This window comes from Achromobacter sp. (genome assembly GCF_049647645.1).
Classification (GTDB): domain Bacteria; phylum Pseudomonadota; class Gammaproteobacteria; order Burkholderiales; family Burkholderiaceae_B; genus Achromobacter.
The window spans coordinates 1-14,646 of record NZ_JBARYB010000193.1; the positions used below are offsets into that span (position 1 = coordinate 1).

Annotated in this window: 13 protein-coding genes; 4 read left to right on the top strand and 9 right to left on the bottom strand. The window is 68.1% G+C overall.

What is annotated here, in order from left to right:
* Positions 1 to 36: 36 nt before the first annotated feature.
* The 7 genes from WBB14_RS21560 to WBB14_RS21590 form a co-directional block, all read right to left on the bottom strand.
* On the bottom strand, positions 37 to 789 hold the full coding sequence (locus WBB14_RS21560; RefSeq protein ID WP_424241636.1) for a GntR family transcriptional regulator: 753 nt from the start codon (positions 787 to 789) through the stop codon (positions 37 to 39).
* Positions 790 to 1,017: 228 nt separating this feature from the next.
* Positions 1,018 to 1,788 carry a spermidine synthase gene (locus WBB14_RS21565; protein ID WP_424241637.1) on the bottom strand — a complete coding sequence of 257 codons (771 nt, stop codon included), beginning with the start codon at positions 1,786 to 1,788 and terminating at the stop codon, positions 1,018 to 1,020.
* Between the two features lie 55 nt (positions 1,789 to 1,843).
* Positions 1,844 to 2,884 (bottom strand): acyl-CoA dehydrogenase family protein, encoded by a 1,041-nt coding sequence (locus WBB14_RS21570; protein ID WP_424241638.1) that lies wholly within the window; start codon positions 2,882 to 2,884, stop codon positions 1,844 to 1,846.
* A gap of 5 nt (positions 2,885 to 2,889) precedes the next feature.
* The gene (locus WBB14_RS21575; RefSeq protein ID WP_424241639.1) at positions 2,890 to 4,068 is read right to left on the bottom strand and encodes an acyl-CoA dehydrogenase family protein; all 1,179 of its coding nucleotides are present in this window, start codon (positions 4,066 to 4,068) and stop codon (positions 2,890 to 2,892) included.
* 4 nt (positions 4,069 to 4,072) lie between these two features.
* Complete coding sequence (locus WBB14_RS21580; protein ID WP_424241640.1) at positions 4,073 to 5,041, bottom strand: Bug family tripartite tricarboxylate transporter substrate binding protein; 969 nt, start codon at positions 5,039 to 5,041, stop codon at positions 4,073 to 4,075.
* Between the two features lie 36 nt (positions 5,042 to 5,077).
* Positions 5,078 to 7,162, bottom strand: coding sequence for an acetate--CoA ligase family protein (locus tag WBB14_RS21585; protein ID WP_424241641.1), 2,085 nt, complete (start codon positions 7,160 to 7,162; stop codon positions 5,078 to 5,080).
* The gene (locus tag WBB14_RS21590) at positions 7,159 to 7,962 is read right to left on the bottom strand and encodes an enoyl-CoA hydratase (RefSeq protein WP_424241642.1); all 804 of its coding nucleotides are present in this window, start codon (positions 7,960 to 7,962) and stop codon (positions 7,159 to 7,161) included. The genes WBB14_RS21585 and WBB14_RS21590 overlap by 4 nt, the downstream gene beginning before the upstream one ends.
* Positions 7,963 to 8,110: 148 nt before the next feature.
* Between WBB14_RS21590 and WBB14_RS21595 the strand changes: the two genes are divergently transcribed.
* Positions 8,111 to 8,845, top strand: a complete 735-nt coding sequence (locus WBB14_RS21595) for an IclR family transcriptional regulator (RefSeq protein WP_424241643.1) — start codon at positions 8,111 to 8,113, stop codon at positions 8,843 to 8,845.
* A 117-nt stretch (positions 8,846 to 8,962) separates the two neighbouring features.
* On the opposite strand, the gene bktB is transcribed toward WBB14_RS21595, so the two are convergent.
* The gene (bktB, locus tag WBB14_RS21600) at positions 8,963 to 10,144 is read right to left on the bottom strand and encodes a beta-ketothiolase BktB (protein ID WP_424241644.1); all 1,182 of its coding nucleotides are present in this window, start codon (positions 10,142 to 10,144) and stop codon (positions 8,963 to 8,965) included.
* A gap of 177 nt (positions 10,145 to 10,321) precedes the next feature.
* On the opposite strand from bktB, the gene WBB14_RS21605 reads away from it, so the two are divergent.
* Together WBB14_RS21605 and WBB14_RS21610 are read left to right on the top strand one after the other, a co-directional pair.
* On the top strand, positions 10,322 to 11,227 hold the full coding sequence (locus WBB14_RS21605) for a LysR family transcriptional regulator (RefSeq protein WP_424241645.1): 906 nt from the start codon (positions 10,322 to 10,324) through the stop codon (positions 11,225 to 11,227).
* A gap of 81 nt (positions 11,228 to 11,308) precedes the next feature.
* Complete coding sequence (locus WBB14_RS21610; protein ID WP_332011718.1) at positions 11,309 to 11,749, top strand: CBS domain-containing protein; 441 nt, start codon at positions 11,309 to 11,311, stop codon at positions 11,747 to 11,749.
* 31 nt (positions 11,750 to 11,780) lie between these two features.
* Here the strand turns inward: WBB14_RS21610 and WBB14_RS21615 are convergent, their stop codons facing one another.
* Entirely contained in the window at positions 11,781 to 12,545 is a 765-nt protein-coding gene (locus WBB14_RS21615) for a TSUP family transporter (RefSeq protein ID WP_424241646.1), read from the bottom strand.
* 298 nt (positions 12,546 to 12,843) lie between these two features.
* Here WBB14_RS21615 and WBB14_RS21620 point away from each other — a divergent pair, with 298 nt between their 5' ends.
* A complete protein-coding gene (locus WBB14_RS21620) occupies positions 12,844 to 14,475 on the top strand; it encodes an FxLYD domain-containing protein (protein ID WP_424241647.1) in 1,632 nt (543 codons plus the stop codon).
* The last annotated feature ends 171 nt before the right edge of the window (positions 14,476 to 14,646 follow it).

Genomic DNA, 14,646 nt, shown 5'->3' on the forward strand with positions numbered 1-14,646 from the left:
GCACCGGCCGCCGCATCGACCGCATCGGTCTCGGGCTCAGGCGTGCGTGCGCCGCGCGCGGGCGCGAGATTGGCGGGTGCGGACATGGGCGGGCTCCTCGATGACGATGGGGTCGGACGGCGCCGGATCGGCGGCGTCGGCATGGCTCAATGCGCGCAGCGCTTCCAGCTGCCGCATCAGATGGTTGTGCGCGAGCGCTTGCGCGGCCTCGCAGTCGTGCGCCTTGAGCGCCTCGAATATGGCCAGGTGCTCAGCGCAGGACGCCTGGATGCGGCCCGGCTGCGACAGGCTGCGGTGGCGCGACAGGCTCAGTACCTTGCGCAGATTGCCCACCATGTCCGACAGCCACTGATTGCCAGCCAGCGCCTGCACCGCTTCGTGGATCAGATAATTGGTCTTGTAGTAGGCGTCGATGCGGCCGGCCTGGGCGTGGCCCGCCAGCGCCGCGTGCAGCGGCTCCAGCTCGGCCAGCTGGGCAGCGCTGGCCTTGCGCGCGGCCTCGAAGGCGCAGCGCCCTTCCAGCATGGCCATCAGCGGGAAGATGTCTTCCAGGTCTTGCGCCGAGAGCTCATTGACGAAGCAGCCGCGGCGCGGCTCCAGCCGCACCAGCCCTTCGGTAGCCAGCACCTTGAGCGCCTCGCGCAAGGGGGTGCGGGAGATGCCCAGTTCGCCTGCCAGCCGTAGCTCGTCGATCCATTCGCCGTTGCGCAGGGAGCGTGCGTGGATCATGCCGCGCAGGCGGTCCGCGACTTCCAGGTAAAGGGCTTGCCGGACGATGGGTAAGGTCATGGGTCAGCGGCCTGGATTGCACCGTAATTCATAATTATGAATAAGGCCATGATAGAGCCGGATGCGGGAAAAAGAAAACCCCTCCCGCCCTGGTAGCTACCCTAAGAGAAGCAAACACCCCCACGCTTCGCCCGCCTTGTGGGCTCTCCGCCCCACGAGGGGGCGCTTTTTGCCTTGGGACGGCCCGGCGGCAAAAAGGCCTCCGCCCCCTGGAGGCGAGACAGGACGTCAGAAGTGCAGCACCCCGTCCACTGCGTGGCGGGTCAGGGAGCGGGCCCAGCGGCGGGCCGGCAGGCCGTACTTGGCCTCGACTACCTCGGCGCGTGCCAACAATTCTGCGGGAGTGACCTCCAGGCGCGGACCGGAAAACGCCAGCACGATCTGGTTGCCCGCCTCGACTTCAGGCAGCAGCACGATCCGGTCGTCGAAGGCCTTGGACAGGTTGTCGATGTTCTTGCCAAAGCTCTCGTGGCGGCCGAACAGGTTCACGGCCAGCACGCCGACCTCGCCCAGCACGCGGCGGCAATCGCGATAGAACTTCACGCTGTCGCGCACCGGCCCCTCGGCGGAGGCGTCGTACAGGTCGACCATCAGAACCGGGCAGCGCCCGGCGTTGAGCGGATCGGCCGCCCAGACGCCGGCATCGGCATGTTCGACCTCAAGCCGGTTGGATCCGGGCAGGCGGAAGAACATGTGGCAGGCCGCCGTCACACGCGGGTTCCATTCCACCGCCAGCAAGGGGCTGCGCGTGTGCTTCACGCAGAAACGCGCCAGCGACCCGGCGCCCAGGCCCAGCATGCCGATGGCTTCCTCCTTGGGCGGCTCCAGGAACAGCAGCCAGGCCATCATCTGGGCGGTGTATTCGAGCACCAGTTCCGACGGGTTCTTGATGCGCATGGCGCCCTGGACCCAGACGGTATTGAAGTGCAGATAGCGGACGCCGTCCACCTCGGACAGGGTCGGCTGGTCCAGCTCGGAAGGAAAGTTCGATTTATGCATGGCGGGGATTGTAGGTCGGACGCCGCCCGCGCGTCAGGCGTCCGGCCGTAACGGCCTACGCGGCCAGCTTGCCGTCCGCGCCCTCCCAGATGCGCTCCAACAATTCCGTGCGCGACACTTCCGCCTGCAAGCCGGCCGCCAGGCGCAGCACCCGCTTCAGATACAGATGCGCATCGCACTCCCAGGTCACGCCCAGGGCCCCATGGACCTGGACGGCGTTCTGCGCCGCGCGCCTGCCGGCTTCCACCGCCAGCAGGGGCGCGAACAGGCTGTCGCGTTCCGCCGATGCGGCGCCGGCGTCATGGGCCGCGACCGCCGCCACGCCTGCCAGCCTGGCGTCGTCCAGGGCCATCCAATCTTCCGCCAGGCGGTGCTTGATCGCCTGGTTGGCGCCGATGGCGCGGTCGAACTGGCGGCGTTCGCGCGCATGGGCCGCGGCCATCTCCAGCGCGGCCGATGCCGCGCCGAGCAGTTCGGCCGAACGCAGCAGGCGCAACCGCGTACGCAGCCGCTCCCAGGTTCCGGCCTCTACCTCCAGGTCGACGCTCTCCAACACCTGCGGTCGGACGACGCGCGCCACGGGCATGGTCGGATCGAGTCCGGCCGAGCCAGACGCGGGCGCTTGCAGCTCCAGCCTCAGGCCGGTGGCGCTCAGACGCCGCGCCGCCAGGGCGCGCACACCCTCGCCCGCGCCTTCGATGAAGGCCGAACCGTCGGGACGCATGGCGGCGTCGGCGAAATAGCTGTCGCCCGCCATCACGGCGCCTGCCCATTGAGCAGCCAATCCCGTCGCGCCCGCCGCGCACAAGGTCGGCAGCATCACCATATTGGCCGCCAGCGGCAGGCTCAGCAGGTGCCGGCCAGCGGCTTCGGCCACGATCCAGGCCTCGCGCATGCCCAGTCCGAGCCCGTCCTGCCCTGCCGGCGCCAGCAAGGCGGGCCAGCCCTGGACGGCGATTTCATGCCACTGCGCCAGGCGCGCTGCATGGGGTTTGCCGGCGGCGGCACGGGCCGCGGCCGGCGGATGGCGGTCAGCCAGAAAGCGCCGGGCCGCGTCGTCCAGCATGCGCTGGTCTTCGGTCGGATGCAGATCCATGGGGTTCAAGCCTTGGGCAGGCCGAGCATCTGCTCGGCGATGATGTTGCGCTGGATTTCCGAGGTGCCTGCCAATATGGTTTCGGCGCGCGACCACAGATAGGCATGCGTCAATTCGGCGGCGTGCGCGTCGTCCGCCAGGCAGGCGTCCTCGCCCAGCAGTTGCAGCGACAGTTCCAACAAGCGCTGATGCGCTTCGCTCCAGTGGATCTTGGTGGAAGAGCCCTCGGGCCCCGGCGGATCGCCACGCATCGCGCCGGCCAGCGCGCGCTGCGATTTCAGCGCCAGCACGTGGCTGTCGGCGGCCAACCGCGCCCATTGGTGGCGCACCGCGGCCGAGGACGCGGGGACGTGGCCGTAGGCATCGGCGCGCAACGCCAATTCGCGCACCTGGTGCAGTTCCTGGGCGAACCGCACCAGCCGCGGGATGAAGTAGGTGCCGCGCTCGAAACTGGCCGCGGCCATGGCGATCTTCCAACCCTGGTTCGGCTCGCCCAGCAGGCCGTCCTCAGGCACCAACACGTCCTCGAAGAACACCTCGCAGAATTCGGCCTCGCCCGTGATCTGCCGGATGGGCTCGACCCGCACGCCGGGGCTGCGCATGTCGACCAGCAGGAAGCTCAGGCCCCGGTGCTTGGCCGCCTGCGGATCGGTGCGCGCCAGCACGAAGCACCACTGCGCGCGGTCGGCGAACGAGGTCCAGATCTTGTGGCCATTCAGGCGATAGCCTCCGGGCGCGGCCTCTGCCCGCGTGCGCACCGACGCCAGGTCGGAGCCGGCGCCCGGTTCCGAATAGCCCTGGCACCAGACTTCGCGGTTCGACAGGATGCCGGGCAGGAAACGGCGCTTTTGCGCCTCGGTGCCGAAATGCAGCAGGGTCGGCGCCAGGATGCCGTGCCCGATCAGGTTCACGCCCAGCGGCGCGCCGCAGCGTGCGTGCTCTTCGTGGAACACCGCCTGCCGCGACAGCGGCAGGGCGCGGCCCCCATGCTCCTTGGGCCAGCCCAGCCCGGACCAGCCGTTGGCGCACAAGGTGTCCTCCCACGCGCGCCGGAAATCCAGGTTGCGCGGATCGGCCGCGCCCGGCCAGTCCTGCGCGAAACGAGCATAGGCCGATGCCAGCCAGCCGCGCAGGTCCAGGCGGAACGCCTCGTCATCCCGCGCGGCGCTTTCCAACTGCATCATGCCATTACTCCAGGCGGATATTCGAATCGCGCGCGACCTTGGCCCAGGTGCTCACGTCCTGACGGATGAAGGCGGCGAAAGCCTTGGGATCGCTGCCGATGATGTCCAGCCCCAGGCCCGTGAACTGCGCCTTGACGTCGGGCTGTTGCAGGATCTGCGCCAGATTGCTGTAGATCTTGTCGACCACCGGCTGCGGCGTGCGCGCCGGCGCGACCAAACCCAGCCAGGGCATGGCCGAATAGCCCGGCAAACCAGAGGCCGCCACCGTCGGCAGGTCCGGCACCGAGGCCGAGGGCTGGGCGGTGGTCACCGCCAGCACGCGTAGCTTGCCATCCTTGACGAAGGGGCCGGACGAGGCCCAGGCGTCGAACATGACCTGCAGGCGCCCCGCCACCAGGTCATTGAGCGCCGGCGCGCTGCCCTTGTACGGGATGTGCGTCATCTGCACGCCCGCCATGCTGTTGAAGAGTTCGGCCTCCAGATGGGTAGAGCTGCCGGTGCCGACCGAACCGTAGCTGACCTTGCCCGGGTTCGCCTTCAGGTAGGCGATCAGCTCGCCCACGTTCTTGGCCGGAACCGAGGGATGCACCTCCAGGACGTGCACCACCGAGGCCACCTGGCTGATGGGCGCGAAGTCCTTGATCGGGTCATAGTTCACCTTGGCGTAGATGCTGGGCGCGATGCCCAGCGACGAGGCCGCCATCAGCAAGGTATAGCCGTCAGGCTCGGCGCGCGACACGTAGTCGGACGCGATCATGGTGCCGCCGCCCGGCTTGTTCTCCACGATCACCGGCTGGCCCAGCTTGCCGCTGAGTTTCTCAGCCAGCAGGCGGCTCATGATGTCCGTCGCGCCGCCCGGCGAGAACGGCACCACGATGCGTATCGGGCGGTTGGGATAGCTGTCCTGGGCCATGGCCTGGCCCGTGACGCCGATGCAAGCCAGCGCGACGCCGGCCATTAGTTTCTTCATCATGCTTGTCTCCTCCTGGGATACGTTGCGCGCGTGGCGCTACGGGGTTGCGGGCAGGATCAGCGCGTCCAGTACCGCAACGCCTTGTCCTGCCTCTTTGATCAGCAATGGATTGACTTCGATCTCCGCCACGTGGGCGGGCGCGGCAAGCAGCGCATTGCCCACGGCCACGATGCTGCCGCAGGCGGCCACCAAGTCGGCGCGGGGCTTGCCGCGGTAGCCGTCCAGCAGCGCGTAGGCCTTGAGCTCTTGCAGCATCTGCAACGCGATGTCTTCGTCCACAGGCAGCAGGCGATGGCTGGTGTCCCGGTACAGCTCGGTCAGCACGCCGCCCAGGCCCACGGTCAATACCGGGCCGAAGACCGGATCGCGCGTGGCTCCGACGATGATCTCGGCCACGCCGCGCTCCATCTTCTGCACCATCGCGCCGTCGAGACGCGCGTCCGGTTGCGCCGCGGCCACCGCCCGCGCCACCTCGCCATGGGCGCGCCGCACGGCTTCGTCGTCGGCCAGATTCAGCGCAACACCGCCCGCCTCGGTCTTGTGCGCGATGTCGGCGCTCAGTATCTTCAGGGCCACCGGATAACCGGCGGTCCTGGCCTGCGCCACCGCCTGGTCCGCGTTGGCGGCCGTGCTCACCCGCGCTTGCGGCAAGCCAAAGGCGGCCACGTACTCGCGCGCATCGGCTTCATTGCAGGGCAAGGCCGGGACCGCCACCGCGGCCAGTTGCGGCGGCGCCGCGATACGCTTGGCGCCGCGCGCTTCGCACCAGAGCAGATAGGGCGCCAGCGCCGCCACCGCCAGGCCCAGGTCCTCGAACACGGCCACCTCGGCTGCGCGCAAGGCGGCGCGGCTCTGGGCCAGGCCGGTATCGATGGCGACGAACAGCCGTCGATGCCGGCGCGACACGTCCGCCAGCGCATCGGCCATGCGGTCCAGCATGTAGCCCGGCGCGTACACGACCACCGCGTCGATCGCATCGGTCGTCGCCAACGCCTCCAGCACGGTGTGCACGAAGGCCGGATCATTGACCACGTTGCCGGTGACGTCGACCGGATTGCCGACCATGCCGTAGTCGGGAATGCCGCCGCGCAGCACCGCCTGCAGATCAGGCGGCAGATCGGGCAGGTCCAGCCCGGCGCCGATGAACTTGTCCGCCAGGATGGCGCCGAGCGCGCCCGACATGGTCAGCACCGCGACGCGCCTGCCCGCCGTGCGATGCCGCAACGTGGCCAGGCTGGCCAGGTGCGCCATCTGCGCGAAATCGTTGGCTTCGATCACATTCAACTGACGAAAAGCCGCGCCGTACACGCGCCGGTCCCCGGCCAGCGCCGAGGTGTGCGACTGCACCGCCTGCGCGCCCTTGTCCGTGGCGCCGGCCTTCAGCGCGATCAGCAGCTTGCCCTGGCGTTCCAGCTCGCGGCAGGCGCGCATGAAGCGTTCGCCGTCGCGCAGCTGCTCGATGTAGCCCAGCACGATTTCCGTCTGCGGATCCGCCGCCAGGTATTCCAGGTATTGCGAGAAATCCAGGCAGGCTTCGTTGCCGGTATTGATGAAGTGCGAGAACGGCAGGTCGAGCCGGCGCGCGATCGCGTAGACCGCGGCGCATACGTTTCCGCTCTGCGTCAGCAGGCTGACCTTGCCCGGCCCCGCCTGCGCCGGCGCGGTCTTGAAGACCGAGGCGAAGGCCGTGTAAGCCTGCGTATTCAGGTTGGCGAAGCCCATGCAGTTGGGACCGGCCACGGCCATGCCGCTTTCGGCCACGAAGGCTTCCAACTCATCCTGCAGGCGCGCGCCCTCGCCGCCCGCTTCGGCGAAGCCCGCGGCGTAGACGATGGCGGCGCGCACGCCCTTGGCGTGGCAGCGGCGCAGCATGGGCGTCACGTCCGCGGCCGCGATCGCCAGCACCGCCAGGTCTACCGGCTCGGGCACGGACTCGATGTCGGGCCAGCAGCGGCGGTCGAACACTTCCTGGTACTTCGGATTCACGGGGTAGATGCCGCCTGCGTAGCCGAAGCGCGTCAGCAGGTCCAGCGGCATGCCGCCGATGCGCCCGGCGTCGGCGCTGGCGCCAATCATGGCGATGGAGCGCGGATTGAGCAAAGGGTCCAGAGACGGGGTCATGCGGCCTCGCCCTTCTTATTGCGCATGATGGCCTGGGCCAATCCGCGTTCGCGCACAGCCTGGAATTCCTCGCTCAGATGCGACAACTGGTGCGTGTCGAAATGCGCGGACAAAGCGGTGCGGAAACCTTGCGCGTCGGCCGTGCGGTTCAGCGAACGTTTGATCAGGCGCAGGCCGAAAGGCGGCGCCTGGGCGATGCGCTGCGCCAACGCCAGGGTCGCTGCGTCCAGCTCGGCTTCGGGCACCACGCGGTTCACCATGCCGATGCGCAGCGCTTCCTGGGCATCCACCTTTTCGCCGGTGTAGAGCATTTCCTTGGCCTTGCGCAGGCCCATGACCCAGGGGTGGATCAACACCTCGGTCGCGGCGGCCGCCAGCGTGTGGCCCACCGGATCGGAAAAGTATGCGGTGTCGGAACACACCACCAGGTCGCACATATTGGCGATCATGAAGCCGCCCGCCACGCAGGCGCCCTGCACCTGGGCCACGGTCGGCTTGGGAAAGTCCCAGATGCGCAGGCAGTAGCCGTAGTAGCGGCGCGACTCGTATTCCCAGCGTTCCTCCACCGTGAAATCGGCGCGCTTGGCCTGGGCTTCCTTCAGGTCGTGGCCGGCGGAGAAGTGCGCGCCGCGGCCGGCCAGCACCACGACCCGTACCGAGTCGTCCTGTTCCGCGCGCGTCAGCGCGTCGTCCAGTTCATCCAGCATCTGCTGGCTTTGGGCATTGCGCGCGGATTCGCGCGCCAGGCTGATGCGGCATACCGAGTCGTGCCGCTCGACGGCCAGGGTGGCGTATTCCATGGTCTCCTCGTCCTAGTTCTGCCGCGCCTTGAGAGGCGGCGCGGTCGACTGGATTGAATTAACGCACCCGGAATCCTAAAATACAAAATATTCAACCAATATTTCCCACATTATGAACAAAAGCGGTTCGACAGGCGGTACCCAGAGCATGCGGCGCGCCCTGGGCCTGCTGCGCGTGCTGGCGCAGCACCAGGAAGAAGGCATAGACCTGCAGGGCGTCATGGCCGAGGCCGGATTGGAGCGCTCCACCGCGCACCGGCTGCTCAGCTGCCTGCTGGAAGAGCAGTTCGCCGAACGCGACGCCAAGACCCGGCGTTACCGCCTGGGGGTGGATTCCATGCAATTGGGATTCGCGGCGCTGCGGCGCACGCCCTTGCTGGATGCGCTGCGTCCGTTCGCGCAGAAGCTGGCGCGCCTGTCGGGCGACACGGTGTTCCTGGTGATACGCCAGGGCGACTACGCGCTGTGCCTGCTGCGCGAGGCAGGCTCATTCCCCGTGAAGGTATTCACCATCGACCAGGGGGAGCGACGCCTCCTGGGCGTGGGCGCGGGCGGCTTGGCGCTGATGGCCGCCCTGCCCGACGAGGAAATCGCGGCGTTGTATGCGCGGCATGCCGCCAGCTACGCGCAAATCGGCGCGTCCAGCGCCGCCCTGATGAAATCGGTGAGGTTGGCGCGCGCGGCGGGCTATTCAGAAATCGTGGATACCATCACGCCCGGCGTTTCGGGCGTGGGCGTGGCGTTCCGGGTATCGGAACTGACCTGGGTGGCCTTCAGCTTCGGTGCGATCAGCAGCCGGCTGGACGCGCCCCGGCGGGCGCAGATGGGCGCGCTGCTGCGCGCCGAATGCCTGGCGTGGGCCCAGGACTACCTAGAAGGATAAAGCCCCCACGCTGCGCGAGCTTGCTGCCCCCCAAGGGGGGCGGCCCGGCGGCGGGGCAGGCCCCACGCTGCGCGAGCTTACCGCCCCCGCGCTAGCGTGCCGGCGCCCCCTGGTGCGTCAGATCCGTTCGAAGATGGCGGCAATGCCCTGGCCGCCGCCTATGCACATGGTCACCAACGCATAGCGTCCGCCCACGCGTTGCAGTTCATGCAGCGCCTTGACGGTGATGATTGCGCCGGTGGCGCCGATGGGGTGGCCCAGGCCGATGCCGCTGCCGTTGGGGTTCACCTTGGCCGGATCCAGCTTCAGTTCGCGCGACACCGCGCAGGCCTGCGCCGCGAACGCTTCGTTGGCTTCGATCACGTCCATCTGGTCCACCGTCAGGCCGGCGCGCTTGAGCGCGGCCTGCGTGGCCGGCACCGGGCCGATACCCATGATGTTGGGGTCCACGCCGGCGTGCGCATAGGCCACCAGGCGAGCCAGCGGCTTGACGCCGCGCTTGGCCGCCACCGAGGCGTTCATCAGCACCACGGCGCCCGCGCCGTCGTTCAGGCCCGAGGCGTTGCCCGCCGTGACCGTGCCGTTTTCCTTCTGGAACACCGGCTTGAGCGTCGACAGATTGTCGGCCGTGACATCGCGGCGCACGTGCTCGTCGGTGTCGAACACCACTTCGCCTTTGCGCGACTTCATCACCACCGGCACGATCTGGTCGCGGAAGTAACCCGCGTCGATGGCGGCGGCGGCGCGGCGATGCGATTCCGCGGCCACGGCGTCCTGGTCCTGGCGGCTGATGCCGAACTTGGCCGCGACGTTCTCGGCGGTCACGCCCATGTGCATGCGGCCGAACGGATCCGACAAGGCGCCGGTCATCATGTCCAGCATGACGCTGTCGCCCATGCGCGCGCCCCAGCGCTGCGCCGGCGCGATGTACGGCGCCCGGCTCATGCTTTCGGCGCCCGCGCCGATCGCGATGTCAGCGTCGCCCAGCATGATGGTCTGGGCGGCGGACACGATGGCCTGCAGGCCCGAACCGCACAGGCGGTTGACGTTGAAGGCGGGAGTTTCCTTGGCGATGCCGGCATTCATGGCCGCCACGCGCGACAGGTACATGTCGCGGGGTTCGGTGTTGATGACGTGGCCCACGGCGACGTGGCCGACCTCATCGCCCTTGACGGCGGCGCGCTCCAGCGCGGCCTTGATGACAGTGGCGCCCAGGTCGCACGGCGGCACGTCTTTCAGCGCGCCCCCAAAATCGCCAATGGCGGTGCGGACGGCAGAAGCGACGATGACTTCATTCATGGTGTTTCCTCCTTGTAATGCGTTCCATCATACCGCCGCCGCCCGGCCGCCGCCTCACCCCCAAGGCTTGCGCGCGACGCGCAACGCGCCATCCCCTGATAGCGAAGGGATAGCACCAATGCCGGAATCGATACGGAAGCCATATCATCCATGCCAACCGCCTTTCGGAGCGCCCTCATGGATTTCCGTCATCTGCAGCAGTTCCTGGTCCTGGCCGAAACGCTGAACTTCCACCGCGCGGCCGAAAAGCTGCACATGTCGCAACCGCCGCTGTCGGTCTCGATACGCAAGCTCGAAGAGATGGTGGGCGTGCCGCTGTTCCAACGCGGCCGCCAAGGCGTGAAGCTCACCGAAGCCGGCCTGGCGGCGCTGGACGAAGCCCGCCGCGCCCTGTTCCACGCCGAGCAGTTCCGGCAGGCGGCGCGCGCGGGGGCCGCGGGCGAAGGCGGCACCGTGCGCATCGGCTTCGTGGGCTCGGCCACGCACGGCGTGCTGCCGCGCATCCTGCCGCCATTCCGGCAACGCTATCCCGGCGTCACCGTGGTGCTGCGCGAAGCCACGTCGATACGCATCATGCAGGAACTCGAGGAAGACACGTTGGAGGTCGGCATCGTGCGCGTGCCGGTGGCGATGGGATCGAGCGTGCGCCTGGCCCCGCTCACGACCGAGAACTTCGCGCTGGCCGTGCCCAAGACGCATCCGCTGGCGCGGCGCGGCCGCATCCGCCTGGCGGACCTGGCCGACGAACCTTTCATCATGTACACCGCCAGCGAAGCTGCCGGCCTGCGCATGGCCGCCATCAACGCCTGCCAGCTGCGCGGCTTCACGCCCCGCATCACGCAGGAGGCGGTGCAGGTGCAGACCCTGCTCAGCCTGGTGGAAAGCGGCCTGGGCGTGGCGCTGGTGCCGGCCGGCGGCCGGCGCCTGCCCGGCACCAACGTGGTCTACAAGACGCTGGCCGATTTTCCGGCCGATGCATCGATCGGCATTTCCCTGGCTTGGAATCCCGCCACCGAGCGCAGCGCCACGCGCAACCTGCGCGAAATGGCCAGCCAGGCGTTCCGCGACAAGACCGCGAAATAGCCGCGCCGCTTGCGGCAACACGGCCGCCAGGCTTAGGATGGAGCATGGGTTTTATCCTCACCAGCGATCCGGGAGCGCATCGTGAAGACAGTTGCTGAGATACTCAGGGAAAAAGCCAATCATTCCGTCGTGACGGTTTCACCCGACGCGTCGGTGTTCGAAGCCGTCAAAATCATGGCGGAACGCAGCATCGGGGCCGTAGTGGTGGTCCAGGGCGATGCGGTGCTGGGCATGCTGACCGAGCGCGATTACGCCCGCAAGATCGTGCTGCAGGATCGCTCCTCGCGCACCACGAAGGTGCGGGACATCATGACCGATTCGGTGTACTACGTCAGCCGCGCGGACACCCGCGAGCACTGCATGGCGATGATGACGGAACGCCACTTCCGTCATCTCCCTGTCATCGAGGACGGCAAGCTGATCGGCCTGCTTTCCATCGGCGACCTGGTCAAGGACGTCATGAGCGAACAGAAGTTCATCATCCACGAACTCGAACGCTACATCACCGGCGAACGCGGCTGAGACCGCGTGCTCCACGCAACAGGACTCGCGGCTAGCCGGCCGCGAGCGCCTTGAACGCCGGCACGATCAGCCCCAGGCCGGCCGCCAGCAACAGCACGAACACCATGCGCTTGACGGTGTGCATCGAACCCGCCGTGCTGTAGCGGCGCGCCACCCAGGTCACGCCAATCACGACCGGCAGCGCCAGCAAACTCAGCCAGAACGACGAGGCCATGAAGGCCCCCTGCCCGGTCACCAGCGCCAGCCGCACAATGGCGTTCAGCGAAAACAGGATCAGCAGGCTGTTGCGGATGGCCGCCAGCGGCAGCGGTTGGCGATACAGGTGATAGACCATGGGCGGTCCCGCGCTGGAAAACAATCCGCCCAGCACACCCGACACGGCTCCGAAGAAGACGAACGATCCGCGCGAGGACACGCTCGCCAGCGGCTGTGCGCGCGCCACCAGCAGCACCGCGCAAGCGAGGATCGTGCAACCCAGCAGCAGCTGCAGCAATACGCTCATGGACCCGCTGATCCAGGCCAGCGCGGCAACGCCCGCCCCCACTCCGACCAGGCTGCTGGCCATGGCGGGCCGCATCAGCGACCAGTTCACCTGGGGCTTGGCCCGCGCCAGCGTCACCACCGCGTTCACCAGCGACAGCACGCTGACCACGTTGGCCACTTCGGACACGGAAGCCAGCTGGAACACGCCCGACAGGCCCAGCAGCACCAGGCCGAAGGCGAAGCCCGTCATGGTCTGCGCATAGGTGGCGAGCGCCACGCAAGCGAGGAACAGCAAATATTGGGAAATGCTCATGCTAGTGGGTAGAGCCTGACCTGCCTCGGCTCTGCCCGGAGCGGCGCGTTGCGCGGCGCGGGAGCGGATCGACGGGGTACAGCTACAGCGTTAAGGGTCTGCTTTCGAATCTGTTTTTTGCGCCGCCGATGATAGCACCGGGACGCTCACCCACACACTTTGTCACAAACGGATGCGCTCGTGCACCATGTCTGGCGCACCCTGCCGCTATCCTTGCCGCCCAGTAAATCCCTTGCGTCTAGCTCCCGCCGCGCCATCCGCCGCGCCGTCTGGATCCGGCGCGCGCACGGCTGCGAGAATGACGCCCAAACAGACCACGATCAACACGGTGACCCTGACCTGCTCGACTTGCGGCAGCGCCCAATTCACCAAGCTGGACACCAACGAGTACCGTTGCAGCCATTGCCACCCGGTCACGCTGGTCGAAGACAACGTTGCCCAACGGCTGGAGAAGATCCTGCGCGGCATGCAGCAGCCGGCCCCCAAGCCGCAGCTCGGCCCGCGCGCCATTGCGGCGGTGGCAGTCGCCGTCGCCGCCGTGATTGCGGTGCCGCTGGTCGCTTCCCTGCTGGGATCCAAGCCCTCCACCACCATCAGGCAGCCGCCGGCGCCCCCTCCCATCGACGCCTCGCTGGTCAAGCTGACGGACGTGCAGGAAATCCGGGTCCGCGACCGCACGCAGCTGGTCATGATCATGCGCAACGAGACCGGCAAGAAGATCGACGTGCCGCGCGTCACGGCCTCGTTCTTCCAGGGCGAACTGTCGCTGCCGTCCAATTCCGGCTCGGCGCCGGCGCGCTCGCTGCAGCCGGGCGAATACACGCCCGTCACGATCTCCACGCCCAGCCAGGCCTACAGCCGCTATACGCTGCAGGTCTCGCAGCCGAGGCTGGCGCGGGACAGGAACAACGAGGTGGCCGCCAGCAAGGTGCAACTGGTGCGCAACGACGGCGCCTACCGCCTGGTCGGCCTGTTGAAGAACAACGGCGCCAACGAGGCCAACAGCAGCCAGATCACGGTCATGCTGTATGGCGAGGACGGCAAGCTGATCGGCACCGGCAACGGCTACGGCGCCGCCAGCCCGCTGGCCCCGAACGCGCTGACCTCCTTCGACGTGCGCTGCGAGATGCTGGCCGAGGGCCAGGTCACATCCTACGACTACATGGTGCAAAGTGAAAACCCGGCCACCGCGCCCGCCGCCTCCAAGGAAGAAGCACCGCCCAGCCGCATTGTGCGCGTCAGCCCGGCCGACCTGCGGGTCATCGAGCACGTGCGCCTGACCACCGAGGAACTGCTGGATCCGGGCTTCGCCCTGTTCGACGCCAGCGCGCTCAAGCTGTCGGCCCCGCGTCGCCTCCTCGACGAGATCGAGCGCCCGGTCATGTATGCCGAGCTGGTCAACACCAGCGACCAGTACGTCGTCCTGTCGCCGAAGGCGGATATCTCCCTGTTCGACGGATCCCGCCGGCTGGACGTGCGCCAGGCCTGGAGCCTGCCGGCGCGCCTGTACCCCGGAGAAAGGGTGCCCGTGGCGCTGACCGGCCGCATCGACCGCTACAGCGAGGTCAAGACCGACTGGCTGCCCGCCAAGCGCGCCGCCCTGCCCGGCCCGCGCCCGAAGCTGGCGATCACGGTCGAGAACACGGAGGCCCAGGTCGGCACCGGCACCCTGAACTTCACCTACCGCTTCCGCTACAAGTACGTGACCGTGCACGGACGCGTGCGCAACGACAGCCAGGCCGAAGTCGAAAACGTCAGAGTCTGGGTCAGCCTGTACGACGCCCAGGACAAGCTCAGCGGCGCGGTCTTCCAGGAACTGCGGCTACCCAAGCTCAAGCCGGAGGACAGCGCGCCGTTCCAGGTGGACGTCAAGCAATACGGCGGCAACTTCGCGCGGGTGGGCGTGGTGTACGACGCCGGGCCGCGCTAGACGGTCCCGCCCCCGGGGCGGCCCCCCACCAGGCCAGCCCCGCCAAACCTGTCCAGCCTGGGCCCCGCCACCCGCCCCATCCCGCCCCATCCCCCCCAATCCCGCCGCGTATCGGCAGAGGGGCTGGCGCCCCGCCGTCGCCCTTAAGCAACAGCTATCAGCCCAAGTCTT